This window comes from Variovorax boronicumulans (genome assembly GCF_030812215.1).
In the GTDB taxonomy this organism is placed as follows: Bacteria; Pseudomonadota; Gammaproteobacteria; order Burkholderiales; family Burkholderiaceae_C; genus Variovorax; species Variovorax boronicumulans_C.
The window spans coordinates 216,158-238,973 of sequence record NZ_JAUSSG010000003.1; the positions used below are offsets into that span (position 1 = coordinate 216,158).

A 22,816-nucleotide genomic window follows, 5' to 3' on the forward strand; every position below is an offset into this window, starting at 1 on the left:
GGCGGCGAAGCTCACGCAGTCGCCATCGCCTCCGGCACGCTAGGATGGCTTTCCCCAGGGCGACCGCTGCGCGAGCGGTTCGCTGAACACCAGGTGCGCCATGGAATCCGAACTGAAATCGCTGGTCCAGGCCCTGCGCGACTTTGCGCAGGCCCGGGCCTGGGAGCCTTATCACTCCCCCAAGAACCTCGCCTCGGCGCTGTCGGTCGAAGCCGCCGAACTGCTCGAACATTTCCAGTGGCTCACCGAAGCGCAGAGCCGGTCGCTCGACTCCGCGAAGCGCGACGAGGTCGGTGCCGAGATGGCGGATGTGTTCCTCTATCTGCTGCAGCTCGCCGACAAGCTCGGCATCGACCTGATCGATGCGGCGCGGCAGAAGATGGTCGTCAACGCGCAGAAGTACCCGGTTCCCGTCGATCCACCCGCCTGAGTACCTCCGTGTACGCCACCCGGCGTATTTCCCCTTGTTGGTGCATTCCGCAGACTCCTCTCCATCGCCAGACAAGCGTCGGCGACAAGGTTCAACCCAACCGGAGCAGGAGTCCACATGCAACGTCGTTTCACACTCAAGGCGCTCACCGCCGCCGTCGCGCTGGCCAGCATTTCTGCTGCGCCCGCATTCGCTGCCGACACCATCAAGGTCGGCGTGCTGCACTCGCTGTCGGGCACGATGGCCATCTCGGAAACCGTGTTGAAAGACACGGTGCTGATGGCGATCGACGACATCAACAAGAAGGGCGGCGTGCTGGGCAAGCAGCTCGAGCCCGTGGTGGTCGACCCGGCCTCCAACTGGCCCCTGTTCGCTGAAAAGACCAAGCAGCTGCTCGGCCAGGACAAGGTCTCGGTGATCTTCGGCTGCTGGACCTCGGTGTCGCGCAAGTCGGTGCTGCCGGTGGTCGAGGAAATGAACGGCCTCTTGTTCTACCCCGTGCAGTACGAGGGCGAAGAGCTCTCCAAGAATGTGTTCTACACGGGCGCCGCACCCAACCAGCAAGCCATTCCGGCGGTCGACTACCTCATGAGCAAGGAAGGCGGCGGCGCCAAGCGCTGGGTGCTGCTGGGCACCGACTACGTCTACCCCCGCACGACCAACAAGATCCTGCGCGCCTACCTCAAGAGCAAGGGCGTGAAGGACACCGACATCGACGAGAAGTACACCCCCTTCGGCCACAGCGACTACCAGACCATCGTTGCCGACATCAAGAAGTTCTCGGCCGGCGGCAAGACGGCGGTGGTCTCGACCATCAACGGCGACTCCAACGTGCCCTTCTACAAGGAACTGGGCAATGCGGGCCTGAAGGCAAAGGACGTGCCGGTCGTCGCCTTCTCGGTGGGCGAGGAAGAACTGCGCGGCGTGGACACCAAGCCGCTCGTGGGCCACCTGGCGGCATGGAACTACTTCATGTCGATCAAGAACCCGACCAACACCGCCTTCATCAAGCAGTGGAGCGACTACGCCAAGGCCAAGAACATCGCCGGCCACAAGGACAAGCCGCTCACCAACGACCCGATGGAAGCCACCTGGATCGGCATCCACATGTGGAAGCAGGCGGTCGAGAAGGCCAAGTCGACCGACACCGACAAGGTGATCGCCGCGATGGCCGGCCAGACCTTCACGGCGCCGTCGGGCATCGTCTCCAAGATGGACGAGAAGAACCATCACCTGCACAAGAGCGTGTTCATCGGCGAGATCAAGGCCGATGGGCAGTTCAGCGTGGTGTGGAAGACGCCGGGTCCTGTCAAGGCCAAGCCGTGGAGCCCGTACATCGAAGGCAACGACAAGAAGCCCGACTACCCGGCCGGCAAGTCGATGTAAATCTTCGACAAGTCCCTTGCCTTGCTCCCTCTCCCTCTGGGGAGAGGGCGGGGTGAGGGCAACGGCGGTCGATGGGGCCGCCGCGCTCGTTTGAATGGCCCCTGGCCTTCACCCCAACCCTCTCCCCATGGGGAGAGCGGGCAACACGAATTCAAGATGCTTCGACGAACCCTTCACTGCGCATTCGCCGCCATGCTGCTCATGGCAACGGCCGCCCACGCGCTGACCGCCGACGAGGCCAAGGCCATCGCCTCCGGTGAATCCGAAGCCCGCATCGCCGCGCTCAACAGGGCCGTCCTCACCGCCGACGACAAGACCGCCGCGTTCATCCAGGCGATGTCCGACGACGCCGTGAAGTACACCGAAGACAGGGTCTTCGTGATGAAGGACGACAAGGGGTTCGATCCGGTCACCGGTGCCGAGCTGAAGGTGCCCGACACCGCCGAGGACGTCGTCAACAACAACCTCATGCGCGGCGCGCTCGATGCCGCGCAGGCTGCGCTCAAGCTCACGAGCACCGACGACGCGGTGCGCGCCGAAGCCGCGCAGGCGCTCTTCAAGGAGCCCGACGAATCGCGCCTCCCGATGGTCGAGAAGGCACTGGCCGCCGAGACCAACCCCAAGATCAAGGCGCAGCTCGAGCTCGTGCGTGCCGCCAGCATGCTCACCAGCGCCGACAAGGCCAAGCGCCTCGCCGCGGCCAAGGAACTGGGCAACAACCGCAACCCCGACACCAAGCTGCTGCTGAACCAGCGCCTGGCCGACGAGACCGAGGCCGACGTGAAGACGGCCATCTCCGCCTCCATCGCCAACATCGACGGCGCGCTGGTCTGGGGCGACCGCATCAACGCCGTGTTCAGCGGCATCAGCCTGGGCTCGGTGCTGCTGCTCGCCGCGCTGGGCCTGGCCATCACCTACGGCCTCATGGGCGTCATCAACATGGCGCACGGCGAGCTGATGATGATCGGCGCCTACGCCACCTACGTGATGCAGGGCATCTTCCAGAAGTACATGCCCGAGGCGGCATTTGGCTGGTACCTGGTCGCCGCGATTCCCGTGTCGTTCCTCGCATCGGCGCTCGTGGGTGCGGTGCTGGAGCGCGGCGTGATCCGCTTCCTCTACGGCCGTCCGCTCGAGACGCTGCTGGCCACCTGGGGCATCAGCCTGATGCTGCAGCAGCTCGTGCGCACGCTCTTCGGCGCGCAGAACGTGGGTGTTGAAAACCCCGGCTGGATGAGCGGCGGCTTCACGATGCTCAGCAACGTCACGCTGCCGTGGAACCGCATCTGCATCATCATTTTTGCGGTGCTCGTGTTGCTGGCAATGGGCTGGCTCATCGGCAAGACGCGCCTGGGTCTCTTTGTGCGCGGCGTGACGCAGAACCGCCCGATCGCCTCGTGCATGGGCGTGAACACCGCGCGCATCGACACCTACGCCTTCGCGCTCGGCTCGGGCATCGCGGGCCTCGCGGGCTGCGCGCTGAGCCAGATCGGCAACGTCGGCCCCGACCTCGGCCAGAGCTACATCGTCGACAGCTTCATGGTGGTCGTGATGGGCGGCGTCGGCCAGCTCGCGGGCACCGTGTATGCGGCGCTGGGGCTGGGCATTCTCAACAAGTTCATCGAAGGCTGGGCGGGCGCGGTGCTCGCAAAGATCGCGGTGCTCGTTTTCATCATCATCTTCATCCAGAAGCGTCCGCAAGGGATCTTCGCGATGAAGGGTCGGAGCGCGGAAGCATGAGCAAGGTCACGTTGCCAACCAAAGGGCCGCTGTTGAGCGGCAAGGGCTGGACGGCCTTCTTCGTCGCACTCATCGTGGTGTGCGCGGTGGCGCCGGTGCTCAACATGTGGGTGCCGGCGGACAGCCCGCTGCACATGAGCGACTACGCGGTGGCACTGGTCGGCAAGATCATGTGCTACGCCATCTGCGCGCTGGCCATGGACCTGATCTGGGGCTACACCGGCATCCTCTCGCTGGGCCACGGCCTCTTCTTCGCGCTCGGCGGCTACATGATGGGCATGTACTTGATGCGCCAGATCGGCCGCGACGGCAACTACAAGAGCGACCTGCCCGACTTCATGGTGTTCCTCGACTGGAAGACGCTGCCCTGGCACTGGACCTTCAGCGACAGCTTCATCGCCACGCTGATCCTCATCGTCGCGGTGCCGGGCCTCATCGCCTTCGTGTTCGGCTTCTTCGCCTTCCGCTCGCGCATCAAGGGCGTGTACTTCTCGATCATCACGCAGGCCATGACCTTCGCGGCGATGCTGCTGTTCTTCCGCAACGAGACGGGCTTCGGCGGCAACAACGGCTTCACCGACTTCAAGCGCATCCTGAACATCCCGATTGCCACGCAAGAGATGCGCATGACGCTGTTCGCGCTCACCGGCCTCACGCTGCTGGGCTTCTTCCTGTTCGCCAAGTGGCTCATCGGCAGCAAGTTCGGCCGCGTGCTGCAGGCCATTCGCGATGCCGAAACGCGCGTGATGTTCTCGGGCTACAACCCGCTGCCGTACAAGCTCACGATCTGGGTCATCTCCGCCGTGATGTGCGGCGTGGCCGGTGCGTTGTACGTGCCGCAGGTCGGCATCATCAACCCGGGCGAGATGAGTGCGGCCAACTCCATCGAGATCGCGATCTGGGCTGCGGTGGGTGGACGCGCCACGCTGATCGGGCCGATCATCGGCGCGTTCATCGTCAACGGCGCGAAGAGCTGGCTCACCGTGGCCTACCCGGAGTACTGGCTGTACTTCCTGGGCGCCTTGTTCATTGCTGTCACGCTGTTCCTGCCGAACGGCATCGTGGGGCTGGTGAAGAAGTGGCTGTCAAGGGAGAAGACGCCAGCGGCCGAGCCTGTGCAGGAAGCAAGGCGCGCCGTGGCGGTAGAGCAGGGCGTCGAACCCGACGCGCTGAAGTCGCTGCCCGTGGATGCGAAGGGAGCCCGCGCATGACCCCCGACCTGATGGAAGCCGGCGCCGAGCGCGCGGCTCGCGCGAGCGGCATCCACTATGTGAGCGGCAGCACCGAATCGGGTGGCCGCGAGGCCGGGTTCGGCCGCATCGCCACGCCGGGCGAAGTCGATATCACGCACGGCCGCATCCTGTACCTGGAAGACGTGAGCGTGAGCTTCGACGGCTTCAAGGCGATCAACAAGCTCTCGCTGGACATCGCGCCGGGCGAGCTGCGCTGCATCATCGGCCCCAATGGTGCGGGCAAGACCACGATGATGGACATCATCACCGGCAAGACCCGGCCCGACTCGGGCACCGTGTTCTTCGGCAGCACCATCGACCTCCTGCGCCACCGCGAGGCCGAGATCGCCCAGCTGGGCATCGGCCGCAAGTTCCAGAAGCCGACGGTGTTCGAGCACCTCACCGTGTTCGAGAACCTCGAACTCGCGCTCAAGACCAACAAGGGCGTGCGCGCATCGATGCTGTTCAGGCTCGACTCCGCGCAGAGCGACCGGCTGGCCGAAGTGCTGGAGACGATTCACCTGGCCGACAGCGTGTCGCGCCTGGCCGGCAACCTGAGCCACGGCCAGAAGCAGTGGCTCGAGATCGGCATGTTGCTGATGCAGGACCCGAAGCTGCTCTTGCTCGACGAGCCGGTGGCCGGCATGACCGACGAGGAAACCGCGCGCACGGCAGAGCTGTTCCTCACGCTCAAGGGCAAGCATTCGCTGATGGTGGTGGAGCACGACATGAGCTTCATCCGCACGATCTCCGAGATCGTCACCGTGCTGTGCGACGGCTCCGTGCTCGCGCAGGGCACGCTCGATGAAGTGCAGGCCGACGAGCGCGTGATCGAGGTCTATCTGGGCCGCTGACGGAGGAATCGAAGCCATGCTGACAGTCAAGAACATCCACCAGTACTACGGCGGCTCGCACATCCTCAGGGACGTGAGCTTCCAAGCCACGCTCGGCAAGGTCACCGTGCTGCTCGGCCGCAACGGCGTGGGCAAGACGACGCTGCTCAAGTCGCTGATGGGCCTCGTGCCCATCAAGAGCGGCAGCATCGAACTCGAAGGCAAGCCGATCCAGAAGGCCACGCCTTACGACCGGGCGAGGGCGGGCATCGGCTTCGTGCCGCAGGGGCGCGAGATCTTCGCGAGGCTCACGGTCGAAGAGAACCTGCGCATGGGCCTGGCCTACAAGAGCGGCAGCACGCCCATTCCATCGGAGCTGTTCGAGCTGTTCCCGGTGCTCAAGCAGATGATCAACCGGCGCGGCGGCGATCTTTCGGGCGGGCAGCAGCAGCAATTGGCCATTGCGCGGGCCCTTGCGCCCAAGCCCAAGCTCTTGATTCTCGACGAGCCCACCGAAGGCATCCAGCCGAGCATCATCAAGGACATCGGCCGCGTCATCCGCATGCTGGCCGACCGCGGCGACATGGCCATCGTGCTGTGCGAGCAGTACTACGACTTCGCGCAGGAGCTGGCCGACGACTACCTCGTGATGGAGCGCGGCGAAGTCATCGCGCGCGGCCTGGGCAAGGACATGGAAGCGCAGGGCGTGCGCCAGCTCGTGGCGATCTGATCGATTCTCGGCAGGGCCTGCGAGGCCTCGCCGATGCAGGGTCTTGGAATTTGCGTATCGGCCTCGATTCAGGGTTTACCCTAAAATTCGAGGCTGCCCGTCGCCGCCGGGCACCCCTCCCAGGAGCCTGGCCTTGAACGCCTCCCCACCCGCGCTGGACAGCGCGGACACCGCCATTCCCGTTTCTTCCCCTTCGCCTGCGCCCGTCAATTTCCTGCGGGCGGTGCTCGCGCTGGGCGTTGGCGGTTTCGCCATCGGCACCGGCGAATTCGTGATCATGGGCCTCTTGCCCGAGGTCGCGCGCGACATCGATGTCAGCATCCCGCAGGCCGGCCACGTCATCAGCGCCTATGCGCTCGGCGTGGTCGTCGGCGCCCCGGTGCTGGCCGTGCTCGCGGCAGGTTGGGGCCGGCGCGCCTTGCTGATCGCGCTGATGGCCGTGTTCGCCGCCGGCAACTTCGCCAGCGCGATGGCACCCGGATACCTCTCGCTCAATCTGCTGCGCTTTGCCACGGGCCTGCCGCACGGCACCTACTTCGGCGTGGCCGCGCTCGTGGCCGCCACGCTCGCACCGCCCGGGCGCCGCGCCCGCGCCGTCGGCCTCGTGATGCTCGGGCTCACCGGCGCCACGCTGGTCGGCGTGCCCATCGCCGCATGGCTCGGCCAGCTCTTCGGCTGGCGCGCGGCCTTCGTGTTTGTCGGGGCGATCGCGCTCGTGGCCATCGTGCTCGTGCGGCGCGACGTGCCAGACATCGCAGCGGCCGCCGGCGCCAGCCCGTGGCGCGAGCTCGGCGCGCTCAAGCGCAAGCAGGTGTGGTTCACGCTGGGCATCAGCGCCATCGGCTTCGGCGGCATGTTCGCGGTGTTCAGCTACATCAAGCCCACGCTCACCGAGGTGGCGCACCTGTCGGTGCACAACGTGCCCTTCGTGCTCGCGCTGTTCGGCCTGGGCATGGTCACCGGCAACATCGTGGGCTCGCGGCTGGCCGACAAGTCGCTCATGCGCACCATCGCCGGTGTGCTCGTCTACGCGGTGCTGGTGCTCGCGCTCTTCACCTTCGCGGCGCAGCATGTGGTCACGGCCGCCATCGGCGTGTTCCTGATCGGCACCACCGTCGCCATCGGCCCGGCGCTGCAGATCCGCCTGATGGACGTGGCCGGCGATGCGCAGACGCTCGCCGCCGCACTCAATCATTCGGCCTTCAACATGGCCAATGCGCTCGGCGCGTGGCTGGGCGGCGTGGCCATCTCGGCGGGACTGGGCTGGACTTCCACCGGCTGGGTCGGCGCCTTGCTCGCGCTCGCGGGCATCGGCATCTTCGGCTGGGGCGTGATGAGCGCGCGGGCCGATGTGCGCCTGGGCGCCGTTCAGCGCGCGGCCAGCGCCTCGTAGAGCTTCAGCGCCGCACGCGCGGTCTGCTCGTCGCAGATCAGCACCGACAGCAACTTCGCCCACAGCACGGCCGCGATGATCGGCGCCTTGTTCTCGCCGCCCGAGGCGACGATCACCGTCGGGATGCGCGCGAGCTCCTCGAGCGAGGGCGCCACCACGCGCTGGTTCAGCGCGTGCTTCACGGGCTTGCCGTGGCGGTCGAGGAACTGGCCGATGATGTCGCCCACCGCCTTGGCCTGCCTGAGCCCCGCCACCGGTACGTCCTTGGGCAGTCCGTAGCGCACCAGCAATGACCGCGTGCTCAGGTCGCCCACGCTCAGCAGCGCGACGTCGTTGGCGGCGATCTGCCCGAACGCTTCCTTGAACACGTCCTGCGAGACGATGGTGTCGCGCGACTTCGCGCTGCCCGCATACAGCGGCGCGGCCAGGTAGCTGCACTGCGCGCCGAGCCGGGCCGCGAAGGCGCTGGCGGTCTCGAAGGTGTTGATCTCCAGTCCGCGCGTGAGCCCGCCCATGATCGAGTTGACGTTCAGGTTCGGCCACTGCCCCGGCGCAACGTGCCGGATCGCCTCGCGCAGCGTCGCGCCCCAGCCTACGCCCAGGCCCCGCACGCGCTGCGTTTCCAGCAGCCGCGACAGGTATTCACCGGCCGTGCGGCCCAGCAGCACCGGAATGAGGTCGGGGCTCTCGGGCGTCGGAATGATCACCGCCTCGCGCAGTCCGCACACCGTGCGCAGTTCTTCTTCGAGGCGCAGGCAGCTCTCGTGGCGCGAGTTGATCTTGATGCTCACGAGCCCGCTCTCGCGCGCCTCGCCGAGCAGCCGGTTCACGCGCAGCCGCGTGAGCCCGAGCTTCGTGGCGATGCCGTCCTGCGTGAGGCCCTCCATGTAGTAGAGCCAGGCCACGCGCACGGCCACCTGATCTTCCTCTGCCATCCGAATGCTCCGTTGTTGTGTGCCGATTCTGCCGCGCGGCCGGTGAAAACACCGGGTAGTCACCTGCTTGAAACAAATGCATTTCAGAATATACACTTGTTCATCGTCGGCCAACCCGGCGCAGAAATCCCTGGAGACATGAGCGAAAAGACATCCCCGCTGCGGGCCGCATTGCGCGATGCCGCGGTCACGAAAGAAGTCGTCGTCGAGCGCGCCGCGGTGCGCGCGATGCCCGACGTGCTGCAGCGCGCCGCCCCCGGCGCCCGCTGGATGCTCGTGACCGACGAGACCACCTGGGACGTCGCGGGCGAGGCTGCACAAGCCTTGCTCGAAGCGCGCGGCATCGCACTCGCGCCGCCGCTCATGCTGCCCGCGCGCCCGCGTCTCAAGCCCCGCGTCTCGGCCTCGGCCACCATCGCGCGCAAGCTCGCCGCGCATGACCTCACGCCGGTGGCGGTGGGCTCGGGCGTCATCAGCGACCTGGTCAAGCACGCGGCGTCGATCGCGGGCAAACCTTATGTCTGCCTCGCGACCGCGGCCTCGATGGACGGCTACGCGGCTTCCGGCGCGGCGCTGCTCGACGAAGACGGCTTCAAGCGCACGTTCGCCTGTCCGCCGCCCTTTGCGGTGCTGGCCGACCTCGGCGTGCTCGGCGCCGCGCCCGCGCGCATGACGGCGTGGGGCTACGGCGATCTCGCGGGCAAGACCGTGGCCGGCGCCGACTGGCTGCTGGCCGATGCGCTGGGCGTCGAAGCCCTGAGCCGCCGCCCCTACGACATGGTGCAGGCGCACCTGCGCGATTGGCTCGACGCGCCCGGCCGCATCGCCGCACGCGACCCCGAGGCCACGGGCGACCTCATGGCGGGCCTCTTGGTCAGCGGCTTCGCGATGCAGGCCCACGGCAACTCGCGCCCGGCCAGCGGCAGCGACCACCAGTTCTCCCACTTGTGGGAAATGGAGAACCTGCAGATCGACGGCGAGCCTGCCGCGCATGGCGCCTGCGTGGGCGTGGGCTGCGTCGCGATGCTCGCGATGTACGAATGGCTGTTGGCGCGGCCAGACAACGCCTTTGCATCGGCCGTCGCACAGGCGCAAGACGGCTTCGATGACGCCGCGCTCTTGCGTGAGATCGACGCAGCTTTCGATCGCGACGAATTCCGCACCGCCGCGCGCGAGGAGATGCAAGCCAAACGCGCCACTGGCGGCCGGCGCGCGCGCATCGAAGCCCTCGCTGCAATCTGGCCCGACCTGCGCGCCCAGCTCGCGCACCAGCTCATCGGCGCGGCCGACATGCAGCAGCGCCTGCGCACCCTCGGCGGTGCCGCGCACCCGGACGACCTCGGCATCGCCGCTGCACGCCTTGCGGCCGACTACCGCCGCGCCCGCCTCATCCGGCGCCGCTACACCGTGCTCGACCTGCTCGACGAACTCGGCTGGCTCGATGCCGCGATCACCGATCTCTTCAGTCCCGGCGGCTTCTGGTCCGCCTGAACCTGCACCCCACGATCCACAGGAGACAGCGATGAATCTCGACCGACGCAGCACCCTGGCCACGCTGGCCATCTCATCCGCGCTATGGCTCGCGAGCGCCATGCCCGCGGCCGCCCAGCCCGTGCAGGTCCAGTGGTGGCACGCCATGGGCGGCGCACTCGGCGAGCGTGTCGACGAACTGGTGAAGAAATTCAACGCCTCGCAGCAGAAGTACGTGGTCGTCGCGGTCAACAAAGGCAACTACGACGAGGTCATCAACGGCACCATTGCCGCCTACCGCGCCAAGCGCGCACCCGCGCTCGTACAGATCTACGAGCGCGGCTTCATGACCATGCTGCTGTCCGACGCGACGATGCCCGTGCAGGACCTGCTCGACCAGCGCGGCTACAAGGTCGATTGGGCCGATTTCGTCAAGCCCGTGGCGGGCTTCTACAGCTACAAGGGCAAGCTCATGACCATGCCCTTCAACTCCTCGTCGCCCATCCTCTGGTACAACAAGGCGCACTTCGAGAAGGCGGGTTTCGCCAAGCCTGCCGAGACGTGGCAAGAACTGGAGAAACAGCTCTACGCCATCAAGCAGAAGGGCATCTCGGCCTGCGGCTCGGTGCTCGCGGGCGACTACCACTGGAGCCTGCTGGAGAACTACAGTGCCATCAACGACCTGCCCTATGCCACCAAGGCCAACGGCTACCAGGGCCTGGACACCGAGTTCACCTACAACAAGACCTCGGTGGTCTCGCAGATCGGGCGCATCAAGAAGTGGATCGACGACGGCGTGATGCAGATCGCCGGCCAGGGCCTGAGCCCCGAGCAGCTCTTCACCTCGGGCAAGTGCTCCACCTTCTTCGCATCGACCGCCGCGCACAGCGGCATCGAGCGCGAGGCCAAGATCGACTGGAGCGCCACGTACCTCCCATGGGAAGAGGGAAAGCAACCCAAGAACAGCACCATCGGCGGTGCATCGCTGTGGGTCATGAAGGGCCAGAAGCCGGCCGAGTACGAGGCCGCCGCGGCCTTCCTCGACTACCTGGCCAAGCCCGAGACGCAGGTCTGGTGGCTCAAGGCGACGGGCTACGTGCCGCTGACCAACAAGGCCTACCAGATGGCCAAGTCCGAGGGCTACTACAAGGACCACCCGACGCGCGAGATCGCGATCCTGCAGCTCACGCGCGGCACGCCCACGGCCAATTCCACGGGCTTTCACTTCGGCAACTTCACCCAGACCATGATGGCGCAGCGCGACGAGTTCGAGAACGTGGTCGCGGGCAAGAAGACGCCGCAGGTGGCAATGGACGATGCCGTCAAGCGCGGCAATGAAATCCTGCGCCAGTACGAGAAGCTCAACAAGGGCCGCTACTGAAGCGGCACCGCTTGCGGAAGAACACGCATGGCCAAGCCCGAAGCGGGACTCAAGCGCGCGCACTTCAAGGACGTGCGCCTGCCCGTGCTGCTGCTCCTGCCTCAGCTGGCGATCCTGCTGTTCTTCTTTTTCATTCCGTCGTTCCGCGCGCTCGGGCAGGCCTTCTTCCTGTCCGACCCGTTCGGCAACACGGTGCACTTCGTCGGCTTCGACAACTTCGCGCAGCTGCTGCAAAGCGAGACCTACCACGAGTCGGTGAAGGTCACGGTGGTGTTCACCGTGCTGCAGAACCTGCTGACCATCGCGGTCGCGCTGGTGCTGGCCTTCGCGAGCGACCGCGTGATCCGCGGGCGCGGCCTCTACAAGGCGATCATCCTGCTGCCCTACGCCATTGCGCCGGTCATCGCGGGCATCCTCTGGGCTTTTCTCTTCAACCCCGCAGTGGGGCCGCTCGCGCACGTGCTGCATGCGATCGGCTTTGCATGGGACCCGAACCGCGTGGGCTCCGACGCGATGATCCTGGTGATCCTCGCGGCCTCGTGGAAGCACGTCTGCTACGACTACATCTTCCTGCTTGCGGGCCTGTTGGCGGTGCCGTCGTCGCTGCTAGAGGCGGCGGCCGTGGATGGCGCGGGGCCGCTCAAGCGCTTCTTCAGCATCGGACTGCCGCTGCTCATGCCCACGATGTTCTTCCTGGCGGTGATGAACTTCGTCTACGGCTTCTTCGAGATCTTCGCCATCGTCGATGCGGTCACGCAGGGCGGGCCGGCAGGTGCGACCAATGTGCTGGTGTTCAAGGTGTACATCGACGGCTTCGTGAACCTGGACCTCGGCTCCTCGGCCGCCCAGTCGGTCATCCTGATGATCTTCGCGCTCTTCATGACGCTGCTGCAGTTCCGCTACGTGGAGCGGCGCGTGAGCTACGACGTATGAGTTTCATGCCCAAGGAACACGCTCATGGTTGAACGCGCCCCCGTGCTTGACGCCGTTTGCCACGCGATCCTGCTCGTGGGCGTGGCGTGCGTCTGCGTGCCGCTGTACCTCGCGTTCGTCGCGGGCTCGCTCACCATCGGCGAGGTGCAGCAGGTGCCGCTGCCGTGGCTCCCCGGCGACCAGTTCGTGCAGAACCTGCGCACCGCGTGGACGCAGGCCAACTTCGGCCGGCTGTTCCTCAATTCGTTCATCGTGGCGCTCGGCATCACGGTGGGAAAGATCGCGGTGTCGCTGCTGTCCGCCTTCGCGATCACGTACTTCCGCTTCCGTTTCCGCATGACGGCGTTCTGGCTCATCTTCGTGTCGCTGATGCTGCCGATCGAGGTGCGCATTTCGCCGACCTACGAGTCGGTGGCCAATGCGGCGCTGCCGGTGCAGTGGCTGGTGGAGAAGCTGCACCTGTCGGCGGCGTGGAACGCGGTCACCGGGCACAGCATCGACATCCAGCTGTCGTGGAACATGGTCGATACGTATCCGGGCCTGATCCTTCCGCTGATCGCCTCGGCCTCGGCCACCTTTTTGTTCCGCCAGTTCTTCCTCACCGTGCCCGACGAACTGTGCGAAGCGGCGCGCATCGACGGCGCCTCGCCGATGCATTTCTTCTGGACCATCCTGCTGCCGCTGTCGCGCTCGAACATCGCGGCGCTCGCGATCATTCTGTTTCTCTACGGCTGGAACCAGTACCTCTGGCCGTTGCTCTTCACCACCGACAAGGACATGGCCACGGCGGTGATCGGCCTCAAGCACCTGATCCCGCGCGCCGATTCGCAACCGGCCTGGAACGTGGCGATGAGCGCCGCGCTGCTCACCATGCTGCCGCCCATCCTCGTGGTGGTAGCGTTGCAGCGATCGTTCGTCAAAGGGCTGGTGGACAGCAGCAAGTGAAGCGTACGCAACCAACAAGGACACTGCAGAAAATGATCATCGTGGGGCACCGCGGCGCACGCAACCTCTGGCCCGAGAACAGCCTGGGCGGATTTCGCAAGCTCATCGCATCGGGCGCCGATGCGGTCGAATTCGATGTGCAGGAAACGCGCGACGGAACGGCCGTGGTCATCCACGATCCGCTGCTCGACCGCACCACCGAAGGCACCGGGCCCGTGCGCGACCGCACGGGCGCCGAGGTATTGGCGACGCGGCTGCGCGAAGGGCAAGGAGAGCGGGGTGGTGAGCGAGGCGAATGCGTGCCGTCGCTCACCGAGGTGCTGCGCCTCTTCGCGCCCACGCGCATGGAGCTGCATGTGGAGATCAAGACCGACGCCGCCGGCGAACTGCCCGCCGGCGCGGTGGCGCGCATGGTGCAGGCGCTGCACGACGCGGGCGTGGCCCAGCGCAGCTACCTGACCTGCTTCGTGCCCGACGTGCTGGAGCAGGTGCTCGCCTGCTGGCCGGGCGGCCGCGTGCTCGCGTCGCTGGACCACCGCTCGGCCGAGATGCTCGGCGGCATCGGCCGCGCGCTTGCGCGCTATGCGGCGATGCCGGGGTGCGTGGTCGCGGTCGAGAAGAAGCTGCTTGCGGCGACGTGGTCGCAGTGCCTGGCTGCGCTCGGCACCGAGCGGCTGGGCGCGTGGGTCATCAACGAGCCCGACGAGATCGCGCACTGGCTCGCGATGCCGATCCGCCAGATCACCACCGACCGGCCCGACCTCGCGCTGGCCGCGCGCCGATGAGTGCACGGCCGATTTCGCGACGGCGCCTGCTGTGCAGCGGGCTTGCCGCCGCGTCGCTGGGCCATCCCTTTCTTCAGCTGCACGCACAGCAGGCATCGCGCGACCTCTTCACGCTGGGCGTGGCTTCGGGCACGCCCCGGCCCGACGGCATGGTGCTGTGGACGCGGCTTGCGCCCGAGCCGCTGCAGGGCGGCGGCATGGGCGATGCGCCGGTCGATGTGCGCTGGGAGGTCGCGGAGGACGAGCGCTTCCGGCGCGTCGTGGCCAAAGGCACGGCGACGGCCACGGCTGATCTCGCGCATTCGGTGCATGTCGAAGTGCAACGGCTGCAGCCGGGCCGCCCGTACTGGTACCGCTTCGCTGCAGGCGGCGCACGCAGCCCCGTGGGCCGCACGCGCACCGCGCCGACCGAAGGCGACGAGGCCGCGCAGTCGCTCCGCTTCGCCTTCGCCTCGTGCCAGCAGTACGAGCAGGGCTACTACGCGGCTTACCGCGACATGGCCGCGCAGCCGCTCGACTTCGTCGTGCACCTGGGCGACTACATCTACGAAAGCTCCTGGGGTTCGCGCCATGTGCGCCATCACGAAGGCGGCATCCCGACGCAGCTGGCCGAGTTCCGTGACCGCTATGCGCTCTACAAGACCGATGCGCACCTGCAGGCCGCGCACGCCGCCTTTCCCTGGCTCGTGACCTGGGACGACCACGAGGTGGCCAACGACTACACCGACGACGTGTCGCCGCGCACCGTCGACCCCGCACAGTTCCTCGCGATCCGCGCCGCCGCGTATCAAGCCTGGTACGAACACATGCCCGTACCGGCGCGCATGCGCCCGCGCGGCGCCGACGCCACCATCTACGGCCGGCACCGCTTCGGCCGCATGCTCGACGTGCTGCTGCTCGATGGGCGCCAGTACCGCTCGCACCATGCCTGCCTTGTGGGCCGCAGCGCCTCGCCGCTGGCCGACTGCGCCGACCGGTCCGCACCAGGACGCAGCTTTCTCGGCGCGAAGCAGGAAGCGTGGCTCGCCAACGAACTCGCCGCGCCGCCCGCGCGGTGGACCGTCATCGCCCAGCCCACATTGCTCGCCGAGGCCGATCGCAAGCGCGGCCCCGAGCACGGCTACTGGATGGACGGCTGGGACGGCTACGCCGCCTCGCGCACGCGCCTCTTCGACGCGCTGGCCGAGAACAAGGCGCGCGGCGGCGATGCGCTCGTCGTCAGCGGCGACGTGCACGCCTTCTGGGCCGCCGACCTGCGCCGCGAGCCGCAGGGCCCGGCCATCGCGACCGAGTTCGTCGGCGGCGCCATCACCTCCGAAGGTCCGAGTGCCGCGAGCGTGGCCCACATGCTCGCGAAGAACGAGCACCTGCGCTACGGCCGCGCCGACAAGCGCGGCTACGCGCTCATGACGCTCGATGCACGCGGCTGCGCGGTCGAGTTCCGCGCGGTGGACGACGAGAAGAATGCCGACTCGGCCGTGTCGCCCATGGCCCGCTTCTCGGTGGCCTGCGGCGCGCCCGGCGTGCATCTGGAAACCACCTGAAATCTCCGGCGCCTGCAGGGTTGCGCGGCCGTGCCTATGATGGCCGCCGCCCTTCCATCCCTCCCCACCTCCCCCTCATCTCCCTCGGAGCGCGCCCCAATGAGCATTCCCACCACCCGCCTCGGCCGCACGGGCCTCACCGTGTCCCGCCTCGCCCTCGGCACCATGACCTTCGGCCTGCAGACCGACGAGGCGGTGTCGCACCAGATCCTGGACAAGGCGGCCGAAGGCGGCATCAACTTCCTCGACACCGCCGACGTGTATCCGCTCGGCGGCACCGTCGAGACCACCGGCCGCACCGAGGAGATCATCGGCAACTGGCTCGAGAAGCAGGGCGCAGCGGGCCGTCGCCGCTTCGTGGTTGCGACCAAGGCGGTCAACAAGGTCGGCCCGAATCCCTGGGACCAGGGCGCATCGCGCAAGCACCTGCTGGACGCCATCGACCTCTCGCTCAAGCGGCTGAAGACCGACCACGTCGACCTGTACCAGCTGCACATGGACGACCGCGAGACGCCGCTCGAAGAGACGCTGGAGGCGCTCGACGTCATCGTGAAGTCGGGCCGCGCGCGCTACATCGGCGTGTCGAATTTCCTGGCCTATCGCCTCGCGCGCGCTCTTGGCAAGTCCGACCTGCACCGGTTCACGCGCTTCGTGTCGGTGCAGCCGCGCTACAGCCTTCTGTTTCGCGAGATCGAGCGCGAGCTGCTGCCGCTCGCGAGCGAAGAGGGGCTGGGCGTGATTCCCTACAACCCGCTGGCCGGCGGCCTGCTCACCGGCAAGTACAAGCCCGGCGCCAAGCCCGAGGAGAACACCCGCTTCACGCTCGGCACGGCCGGCGGCATGTACCAGGACCGCTACTGGAACGAGCGCAGCTTCAACACCGTGACGCAACTGCACAAGCTGGCCGACGAAGCAGGTGTGCCGCTCGCGACGCTGGCGGTGGCGTGGGTGATGGCGAATCCGTTGATCACCGCGCCGCTGCTCGGCGCAAGCCGGCCGGAGCAGTTGGACGCGACGATTGCTGCGGCCGAGTACAAGCTCGACCCGGCGCTCAAGCAGAAGCTGGACGAGTTGACTGCCGAGTACCGCAAGGGCGACGCGCCGCGTTGACCGTCCCGGTTCTGGCAAAACTGTCAGAACTGTCAGTTAGTCGACAGCGAGGGGAGGGAACCGGGTTCTTAGAGTGAACCCACCATGGTTCTCTTCGCCACCTCCCCATCACCCAAAGCGACAGCCATCGCGCTCGCCGCACTGCTCCTGGCAGGCTGCGCCGTCGGTCCCGACTATGTTCGTCCGCAAATGGACGTCCCGGTTGCCTATAGGGAAGCCGGCCCCTGGAAGACCGCCACCCCGCAGGTCATCGACGCCAGCCACCCCTGGTGGGAGGCCTACGGCGACGGCACGCTGAGCGCGCTGGTCGTGCAGGCCAACGCCGCGAACCAGAACATCCGCGTCGCCGAAGCCCAGTACCGCGAAGCACAGGCCATTGCCGCCGCCGCGCACGCAGGCTTCTTCCCGACCGTTGGCCTCGATGCGGGCGCCAACCGCGCCCAGACCCACAGCACCGGCGCCATCAAACGCGCCACCACCGACACCTTCGGGCTCGCCGCGAGCTGGGAGCCCGACCTGTGGGGTGCCGTGCGCCGCTCCGTCGAGGCCGGCAATTCCGATGCAGAGGCCAGCGCCGATGACCTGGCCGGCGCCCGCCTCAGCATCCAGACCACGCTCGCGCAGGACTACCTGCAGATCCGCGTCATCGACCTGCAGCGCGACCTGTACGCCAGCACCACCGCGGCCTACGCCAAGGCGCTCGAACTCACGCAGCACCAGTACGCCGCGGGCACCGTGCTGCGGTCCGACGTGGCGCTTGCCGAAAGCCAGCTCAAGACCGCCGAAGCGCAAGCCGTCGACCTGGAAGCCCAGCGCAGCCAGCTCGAACACGCCGTCGCCGTGCTGACGGGGCAGGCGCCCGCATCCTTCTCGCTGGCGCCGCTCGCTGCATCCGCACAGACGACGGCCGCATCGCTTTCGTCCACCGACGCGCTGCGCGTGCAGCTTCCGGTCACGCCCGCGGGCCTGCCTTCCGAACTGCTCGAACGCCGTCCCGACATCGCCGCCGCCGAGCGCCGCGTGCAGGCCGCCAACGCCAACATCGGCGTCGCCAAGGCCGCGTACTACCCGCAGATCGTGCTCAGCGCGAGCGGCGGCTTCAGCGCCGGCAACCTCGCATCGCTCTTCAATACGCCCAGCCGCGTGTGGTCGCTTGGCGCCGCGCTGGCGCAGACGGTGTTCGACGGGGGCCTGCGCAAGGCCCACACCGACCAGGCCGTGGCCACTTACGACGCCTCGGTCGCGCAATACAAGCAGACGGTGCTCGGCGGCTTCCAGCAGGTGGAGGACAACCTCGCGACCCTGCGCGTGCTCGACCGCGAATCCGCCCTGCAGGCGCAGGCCGTGCAGGCCTCGCAGCTCGCAGAACGCCTGGCCCTGAGCCAATACCGCGCCGGCACCGCCACGTACCTGAGCGTGGTGACGGCGCAGCAGCTCTCCCTCACCAACCAGCGCACGGCCGCACAGGTGCTCGGTCGCCAGCTCGCGGCCAGCGTCTCGCTGATCGCGGCCACGGGCGGCGGCTGGAACGCCTCCGCTGCCGCTGCAACGACTTCCGGAAATTGATGCCATGACGACGACAACCCAAGCTCCTCTTCAGCGCCGCTCGACCTGGGTCGCGGCCGCCACACTCGTGATCGTTTTGGGCGGCGGCGCCTGGGCGCTCAACCACAACAAGGCTTTCGGCGCCAAGCCCGAAGCACCGAAGACACCGCCCGTGCAGGTGACGACCGCGCGCGTCACGCCGCAGAACGTGCAGGTCTACCGCTCGGGCATCGGCACCGTCGCCTCGATGGCCACGGTCACCGTCAAGGCGCGCATCGACGGGCAGCTCGACAAGGTCGGCTTCACCGAAGGGCAGGACGTGAAGGCCGGGCAGCTGCTCGCGCAGCTCGACCCGCGCACGCTGCAGGCCCAGCTCGCACAGGCGCAGGCCACCAAGGCCAAGGACGAAGCCCAGCTCTCCAACGCCCGCGCCGACCTCAAGCGCTACACCACGCTCATCGCGCAGGACGCCGCCACGCAGCAGCAGGTCGACACGCAGAAGGCGCTGGTCAACCAGCTCGCCGCCACCGTGCAGACCGACGCCGCGCAGGTGCAGTACGCCGAGGTGCAGCTGAGCTTCACCCGCATCGTCTCGCCGATGAACGGCCGCGTCGGTGCGCGGCTGGTCGACCCGGGCAACATCGTGCATGCGGCCGATACCAACGGGCTCGTCGTCATCAACCAGATCGACCCCATCGCGGTGCAGTTCACGCTGCCCGAAGAAGCGGTCCAGGACATCAACCGCGTGCAGCAGCAAAGCAACCAGCCGCTCGCGGTGGTGGCCTACGACCGCGCCGGCAACCAGATGCTGGGCACCGGCAAGCTCATCCTGCTGAACAACCAGATCGACACCACCAATGGCACGGTGCAGCTCAAGGGCAGCTTCGCCAACCCGCAGCACACGCTGTGGCCCGGCCAGTACGTCAACGTGCGGCTCGACCTCGACCGCCGGCCCGATTCGCTGACCGTGCCCGCCGCCGCCGTGCAGCGCGGCCAGGACAGCACCTACATCTGGGTGGTCGATGCCGAGAACAAGGTCAGCAACGTGCCCGTGCACGTGCTGCAGATCGCCGATGGCGTGGCCGTGATCGACAAGGGCCTCTCGGCCGACCAGCGCGTGGTGGTCGATGGGCAGTACAAGCTGCGCGCGGGCGCCACCATCGTCGAGCCGCCGGCGGTCGCGAAGGCCACGAAGACGGGCAACGCGGCGCAAGTCGCGACCAGCACCGGGAGCGGCAATTGAGCATTTCCGCCGGATTCATCAAGCGCCCCATCGGCACCACGCTGCTCGCGCTGGCCATTCTCCTGGTCGGCGCGGCGGTGTTCCCGCTACTGCCGGTCGCGCCGCTGCCGCAGGTCGACTTTCCGACCATCCAGGTGTCGGCCAACCTGCCGGGCGCAAGCCCGGAGACGATGGCTTCCAACGTGGCGCAGCCGCTGGAGCGGCAGTTCTCGCTCATCGCCGGCTTGTCGCAGATGACCTCGACCAGCGGCCTCGGCTCCACGCAGATCACGCTGCAGTTCGACCTGGACCGCAACATCGACGCCGCCGCGCTCGACGTGCAGGCGGCCATCACCGCTTCCACCGGGCAACTGCCCGCCAACCTGCCGAGTCCGCCGAGCTTTCGCAAGGTGAACCCAGCCGATTCGCCGATCCTGATTCTCTCGGTGCAGTCGAAGACGCTGCCGCTCACCGAGGTGAACGACTACGCCGACAACATCCTCGCGCAGCAGATCTCGCAGATCGCAGGCGTGGGGCTCGTCAACATCGGCGGAGCGCAGAAGCCCGCGGTGCGCGTGCAGCTCGACCCGGCCAAGCTCGCCGCGCTCGGCCTGAGCCTGGAAGACGTGCGCACGGTCCTCTCGTCGGCCACGGTGAACGCGCCCAAGGGCACCATCGACGGGCCGAACCAGAGCTTTACCGTCTACACCAACGACCAGTTGCTCAAGGCGCAGCCGTGGAACGACGTGATCCTGGCCTACCGCAACGGCGCGCCGATCCGCGTGCGCGACCTGGGCGTGGCCATCGACGGTCCCGAGAACGCGAAGATCGCCGGCTGGGCCTACGCGGGCGCCGCCGCACCGGAAGGCAACACCATCCAGAACGGCCGCTCCATCGTGCTGGCCATCACCAAGCAACCGGGCGCGAACGTGATCGAGACGGTGGACCGCATCAACGCCGCGATGCCGCGCCTGAAGGCGTCGATTCCGCCCACGGTCGAAGTCAACGCGCTGGTCGACCGCACGCAGACCATTCGCGCCTCGGTGCTCGACGTGGAGTTCACGCTGCTGCTGACCATCGCGCTGGTGGTGGCGGTGATCTTCGTGTTCCTGCGCAACGTGCCAGCCACGCTGATTCCGAGCGTGACGGTGCCGCTCGCGCTGCTGGGCACGGTGGCGGTGATGTACCTGCTGGGCTACAGCCTCGACAACCTCTCGCTCATGGCGCTCACCATCGCGGTGGGCTTCGTGGTGGACGATGCGATCGTGATGCTGGAGAACATCTACCGCTACGTCGAAGAGGGCATGTCGCCGCTCGAAGCCGCGTACAAGGGCGCGGGCGAGATCGGCTTCACCATCATCTCGATCTCGGTGTCGCTCATCGCGGTGTTCATTCCGCTGCTGCTCATGGGCGGCATCGTGGGGCGGCTGTTCCGCGAGTTCGCGGTGACGGTCACGCTGACCATCGTGGTGTCGGTCGTCATCTCGCTCACGCTCACGCCGATGCTGTGCTCGCGCTTCCTGAAGAACGAGCATGCGCGCAAGCACGGCCGGCTCTACCTTCTGTTCGAGCGCGGTTTCGACGCAATGCTCAACGGCTACAAGCGCGGCCTGCATGTGGTGCTCGATCACCAGTTCATCACGCTGTGCGTGTTCGTCGCGACCGTGGCCGCCACGGGCGTGCTGTTCGCGATCATTCCCAAGGGCTTCTTTCCGCAGCAGGACACGGGCTTCATCTCGGGCTTTGCCGAGTCGGCGCAGGACGCTTCGTTCGCGTCGATGAACGCGCGCATGCTGGAGCTGGCCGACGTGGTGCGCAAGGACCCGGATGTCTCGGCCTTCGGCATGAACGGCAGTTCGTCCACCTTCAACACGGGCAACTTCTATATCAACCTGAAGCCCAAGGATGAAGGCCGCACCGCGAGCGCCGACGAGATCATCACGCGGCTGCGTCCGCAGCTGGCCAAGGTGCAGGGCGTGAACCTGTTCCTGCAGGCGGGGCAGGACATCCGCGTGGGCGGCCGCGCGTCGCGCACGCAATACCAGTACACGGTGACCGACTCGAACCTGGACGAACTCAACACCTGGGCGCCCAAGCTGCTCGCGCGATTCCGCCAGATTCCGGAGATCACCGACCTCGCGTCCGACCAGCAGAACGCCGCCGCATCCGCGGTGCTGACCATCGACCGCGACCGCGCATCGAGTTTCGGCATTTCGCCCGCGACCATCGACGCGACGCTGTACGACGCGATCGGCCAGCGCCAGGTGGCGCAGTACTTCACGCAGCTCAACAGCTACCACGTGGTGCTGGAGGTAACGCCCGAACTGCAGAAAGACCCGGCGCTCTTCAGCAAGCTGTACCTCACCTCGCCGCTCACCGGCCAGCAGGTGCCGCTCTCCACCTTCGTGAAGGTCGACACGAGCAAGACCGCGTACCTTTCGATCAGCCACCAGGGCCAGTTCCCGGCGGTCACGATCTCGTTCAACCTCGCGCCGGGCCATGCGCTGGGCGATGCGGTCAACGCCATCAACAAGGCGCAGGCCGAGATGGGCATTCCGCAGTCGCTCAGCGGTGCGTTCCAGGGCACGGCGCAGGCCTTCCAGGATTCGCTGTCGTCGCAGCCCTACCTGATCGCCGCGGCGCTGGTGGCGGTGTACATCGTGCTGGGCCTCCTGTACGAGAGCTACATCCATCCGCTCACGATCCTCTCGACGCTGCCCTCGGCTGGCGTGGGTGCGTTGCTGATCCTCATGGCGGGGGGCTACGACCTCAGCGTGATCGCGCTGATCGGCATCATCCTGCTCATCGGCATCGTGAAGAAGAACGGGATCATGATGATCGACTTCGCGCTCAAGGCCGAACGCGAACAGGGCATGGAGCCGAAGGAGGCGATCTACCAGGCGTGCCTCCTGCGCTTCCGCCCGATCATGATGACCACCATGTGCGCACTGCTCTCGGGCCTGCCGCTGATGCTGGGCCACGGTTCGGGCTCCGAGCTGCGCCGCCCGCTGGGCTACGCGATGGTCGGCGGGCTGATACTCTCGCAGGCGCTCACCCTGTTCACCACGCCGGTGGTCTACCTGTACCTGGATCGCGCCCACTACTGGTACCTGAGCCGCAAGGAAGCGCGCAAGGCCCGCAAGGCGGCAAGGCGCGGTGAGGAGGCCCCACCGCCGGTGGCCGAAGCGCACGGTTGAGTGCC

The 22,816-nt window shown here is 67.2% G+C and carries 18 protein-coding genes; 17 read left to right on the top strand and 1 reads right to left on the bottom strand.

From position 1 onward, the window contains the following. The first annotated feature begins 100 nt into the window (after positions 1 to 100). The 7 genes from J2W23_RS10370 (at position 101) to J2W23_RS10400 (ending at position 7,744) form a co-directional block, all read left to right on the top strand. A complete protein-coding gene (locus J2W23_RS10370) occupies positions 101 to 430 on the top strand; it encodes a nucleotide pyrophosphohydrolase (protein WP_307648640.1) in 330 nt (109 codons plus the stop codon). A 117-nt stretch (positions 431 to 547) separates the two neighbouring features. Next, positions 548 to 1,816 (top strand): urea ABC transporter substrate-binding protein, encoded by a 1,269-nt coding sequence (gene urtA / locus J2W23_RS10375; protein WP_176659534.1) that lies wholly within the window; start codon positions 548 to 550, stop codon positions 1,814 to 1,816. Positions 1,817 to 2,008: 192 nt separating this feature from the next. Next, positions 2,009 to 3,556: an urea ABC transporter permease subunit UrtB gene (gene urtB, locus J2W23_RS10380; RefSeq protein WP_307648641.1), complete on the top strand. Its 1,548-nt coding sequence runs from the start codon at positions 2,009 to 2,011 to the stop codon at positions 3,554 to 3,556. Next, complete coding sequence (urtC, locus tag J2W23_RS10385) at positions 3,553 to 4,767, top strand: urea ABC transporter permease subunit UrtC (protein WP_307648642.1); 1,215 nt, start codon at positions 3,553 to 3,555, stop codon at positions 4,765 to 4,767. The genes urtB and urtC overlap by 4 nt, the downstream gene beginning before the upstream one ends. Continuing rightward, a complete protein-coding gene (gene urtD, locus J2W23_RS10390) occupies positions 4,764 to 5,642 on the top strand; it encodes an urea ABC transporter ATP-binding protein UrtD (protein ID WP_307648643.1) in 879 nt (292 codons plus the stop codon). Before urtC ends, urtD begins: the two co-directional genes overlap by 4 nt. A 16-nt stretch (positions 5,643 to 5,658) precedes the next feature. Further along, entirely contained in the window at positions 5,659 to 6,351 is a 693-nt protein-coding gene (urtE, locus tag J2W23_RS10395; protein ID WP_042581180.1) for an urea ABC transporter ATP-binding subunit UrtE, read from the top strand. 133 nt (positions 6,352 to 6,484) lie between these two features. Further along, positions 6,485 to 7,744 carry an MFS transporter gene (locus J2W23_RS10400; RefSeq protein ID WP_307648644.1) on the top strand — a complete coding sequence of 420 codons (1,260 nt, stop codon included), beginning with the start codon at positions 6,485 to 6,487 and terminating at the stop codon, positions 7,742 to 7,744. On the opposite strand, the gene J2W23_RS10405 is transcribed toward J2W23_RS10400, so the two are convergent. After that, positions 7,720 to 8,679 (bottom strand): sugar-binding transcriptional regulator, encoded by a 960-nt coding sequence (locus tag J2W23_RS10405; protein ID WP_307648645.1) that lies wholly within the window; start codon positions 8,677 to 8,679, stop codon positions 7,720 to 7,722. The two genes, J2W23_RS10400 and J2W23_RS10405, sit on opposite strands and share 25 nt — an antisense overlap. Before the next feature lie 138 nt (positions 8,680 to 8,817). Between J2W23_RS10405 and J2W23_RS10410 the strand changes: the two genes are divergently transcribed. The 10 genes from J2W23_RS10410 (at position 8,818) to J2W23_RS10455 (ending at position 22,811) form a co-directional block, all read left to right on the top strand. Further along, on the top strand, positions 8,818 to 10,170 hold the full coding sequence (locus J2W23_RS10410) for a sn-glycerol-1-phosphate dehydrogenase (RefSeq protein WP_307648646.1): 1,353 nt from the start codon (positions 8,818 to 8,820) through the stop codon (positions 10,168 to 10,170). A 31-nt stretch (positions 10,171 to 10,201) separates the two neighbouring features. Further along, positions 10,202 to 11,530, top strand: coding sequence for an extracellular solute-binding protein (locus tag J2W23_RS10415; protein WP_307648647.1), 1,329 nt, complete (start codon positions 10,202 to 10,204; stop codon positions 11,528 to 11,530). A 27-nt stretch (positions 11,531 to 11,557) separates the two neighbouring features. After that, positions 11,558 to 12,463 carry an ABC transporter permease subunit gene (locus tag J2W23_RS10420; protein WP_176659542.1) on the top strand — a complete coding sequence of 302 codons (906 nt, stop codon included), beginning with the start codon at positions 11,558 to 11,560 and terminating at the stop codon, positions 12,461 to 12,463. A 24-nt stretch (positions 12,464 to 12,487) separates the two neighbouring features. Beyond that, the gene (locus J2W23_RS10425; RefSeq protein ID WP_307648648.1) at positions 12,488 to 13,408 is read left to right on the top strand and encodes an ABC transporter permease subunit; all 921 of its coding nucleotides are present in this window, start codon (positions 12,488 to 12,490) and stop codon (positions 13,406 to 13,408) included. Between the two features lie 32 nt (positions 13,409 to 13,440). Continuing rightward, on the top strand, positions 13,441 to 14,193 hold the full coding sequence (locus J2W23_RS10430) for a glycerophosphodiester phosphodiesterase family protein (protein ID WP_307648649.1): 753 nt from the start codon (positions 13,441 to 13,443) through the stop codon (positions 14,191 to 14,193). Continuing rightward, complete coding sequence (locus J2W23_RS10435) at positions 14,190 to 15,737, top strand: alkaline phosphatase D family protein (RefSeq protein WP_307648650.1); 1,548 nt, start codon at positions 14,190 to 14,192, stop codon at positions 15,735 to 15,737. The genes J2W23_RS10430 and J2W23_RS10435 overlap by 4 nt, the downstream gene beginning before the upstream one ends. 99 nt (positions 15,738 to 15,836) lie before the next feature. Further along, positions 15,837 to 16,847, top strand: a complete 1,011-nt coding sequence (locus tag J2W23_RS10440; protein ID WP_176659546.1) for an aldo/keto reductase — start codon at positions 15,837 to 15,839, stop codon at positions 16,845 to 16,847. An 84-nt stretch (positions 16,848 to 16,931) separates the two neighbouring features. Then, positions 16,932 to 18,413 carry an efflux transporter outer membrane subunit gene (locus J2W23_RS10445; RefSeq protein ID WP_307648651.1) on the top strand — a complete coding sequence of 494 codons (1,482 nt, stop codon included), beginning with the start codon at positions 16,932 to 16,934 and terminating at the stop codon, positions 18,411 to 18,413. 4 nt (positions 18,414 to 18,417) lie between these two features. Then, on the top strand, positions 18,418 to 19,635 hold the full coding sequence (locus tag J2W23_RS10450) for an efflux RND transporter periplasmic adaptor subunit (RefSeq protein ID WP_307648652.1): 1,218 nt from the start codon (positions 18,418 to 18,420) through the stop codon (positions 19,633 to 19,635). Beyond that, entirely contained in the window at positions 19,632 to 22,811 is a 3,180-nt protein-coding gene (locus J2W23_RS10455; protein WP_307648653.1) for an efflux RND transporter permease subunit, read from the top strand. The genes J2W23_RS10450 and J2W23_RS10455 overlap by 4 nt, the downstream gene beginning before the upstream one ends. Positions 22,812 to 22,816: the final 5 nt, after the last annotated feature.

Coding starts and splice junctions, on each gene's coding strand:
- urtE (WP_042581180.1), top strand. CDS start 5,659: ATGCTGACAGTCAAGAACATCCACCAGTACTACGGCGGCTCGCACATC.
- urtC (WP_307648642.1), top strand. CDS start 3,553: ATGAGCAAGGTCACGTTGCCAACCAAAGGGCCGCTGTTGAGCGGCAAG.
- J2W23_RS10420 (WP_176659542.1), top strand. CDS start 11,558: ATGGCCAAGCCCGAAGCGGGACTCAAGCGCGCGCACTTCAAGGACGTG.
- urtB (WP_307648641.1), top strand. CDS start 2,009: ATGCTGCTCATGGCAACGGCCGCCCACGCGCTGACCGCCGACGAGGCC.
- J2W23_RS10370 (WP_307648640.1), top strand. CDS start 101: ATGGAATCCGAACTGAAATCGCTGGTCCAGGCCCTGCGCGACTTTGCG.
- J2W23_RS10435 (WP_307648650.1), top strand. CDS start 14,190: ATGAGTGCACGGCCGATTTCGCGACGGCGCCTGCTGTGCAGCGGGCTT.
- J2W23_RS10430 (WP_307648649.1), top strand. CDS start 13,441: ATGATCATCGTGGGGCACCGCGGCGCACGCAACCTCTGGCCCGAGAAC.
- J2W23_RS10450 (WP_307648652.1), top strand. CDS start 18,418: ATGACGACGACAACCCAAGCTCCTCTTCAGCGCCGCTCGACCTGGGTC.
- J2W23_RS10445 (WP_307648651.1), top strand. CDS start 16,932: ATGGTTCTCTTCGCCACCTCCCCATCACCCAAAGCGACAGCCATCGCG.
- urtA (WP_176659534.1), top strand. CDS start 548: ATGCAACGTCGTTTCACACTCAAGGCGCTCACCGCCGCCGTCGCGCTG.
- J2W23_RS10440 (WP_176659546.1), top strand. CDS start 15,837: ATGAGCATTCCCACCACCCGCCTCGGCCGCACGGGCCTCACCGTGTCC.
- J2W23_RS10405 (WP_307648645.1), bottom strand. CDS start 8,679: ATGGCAGAGGAAGATCAGGTGGCCGTGCGCGTGGCCTGGCTCTACTAC.
- urtD (WP_307648643.1), top strand. CDS start 4,764: ATGACCCCCGACCTGATGGAAGCCGGCGCCGAGCGCGCGGCTCGCGCG.
- J2W23_RS10415 (WP_307648647.1), top strand. CDS start 10,202: ATGAATCTCGACCGACGCAGCACCCTGGCCACGCTGGCCATCTCATCC.
- J2W23_RS10425 (WP_307648648.1), top strand. CDS start 12,488: ATGGTTGAACGCGCCCCCGTGCTTGACGCCGTTTGCCACGCGATCCTG.
- J2W23_RS10410 (WP_307648646.1), top strand. CDS start 8,818: ATGAGCGAAAAGACATCCCCGCTGCGGGCCGCATTGCGCGATGCCGCG.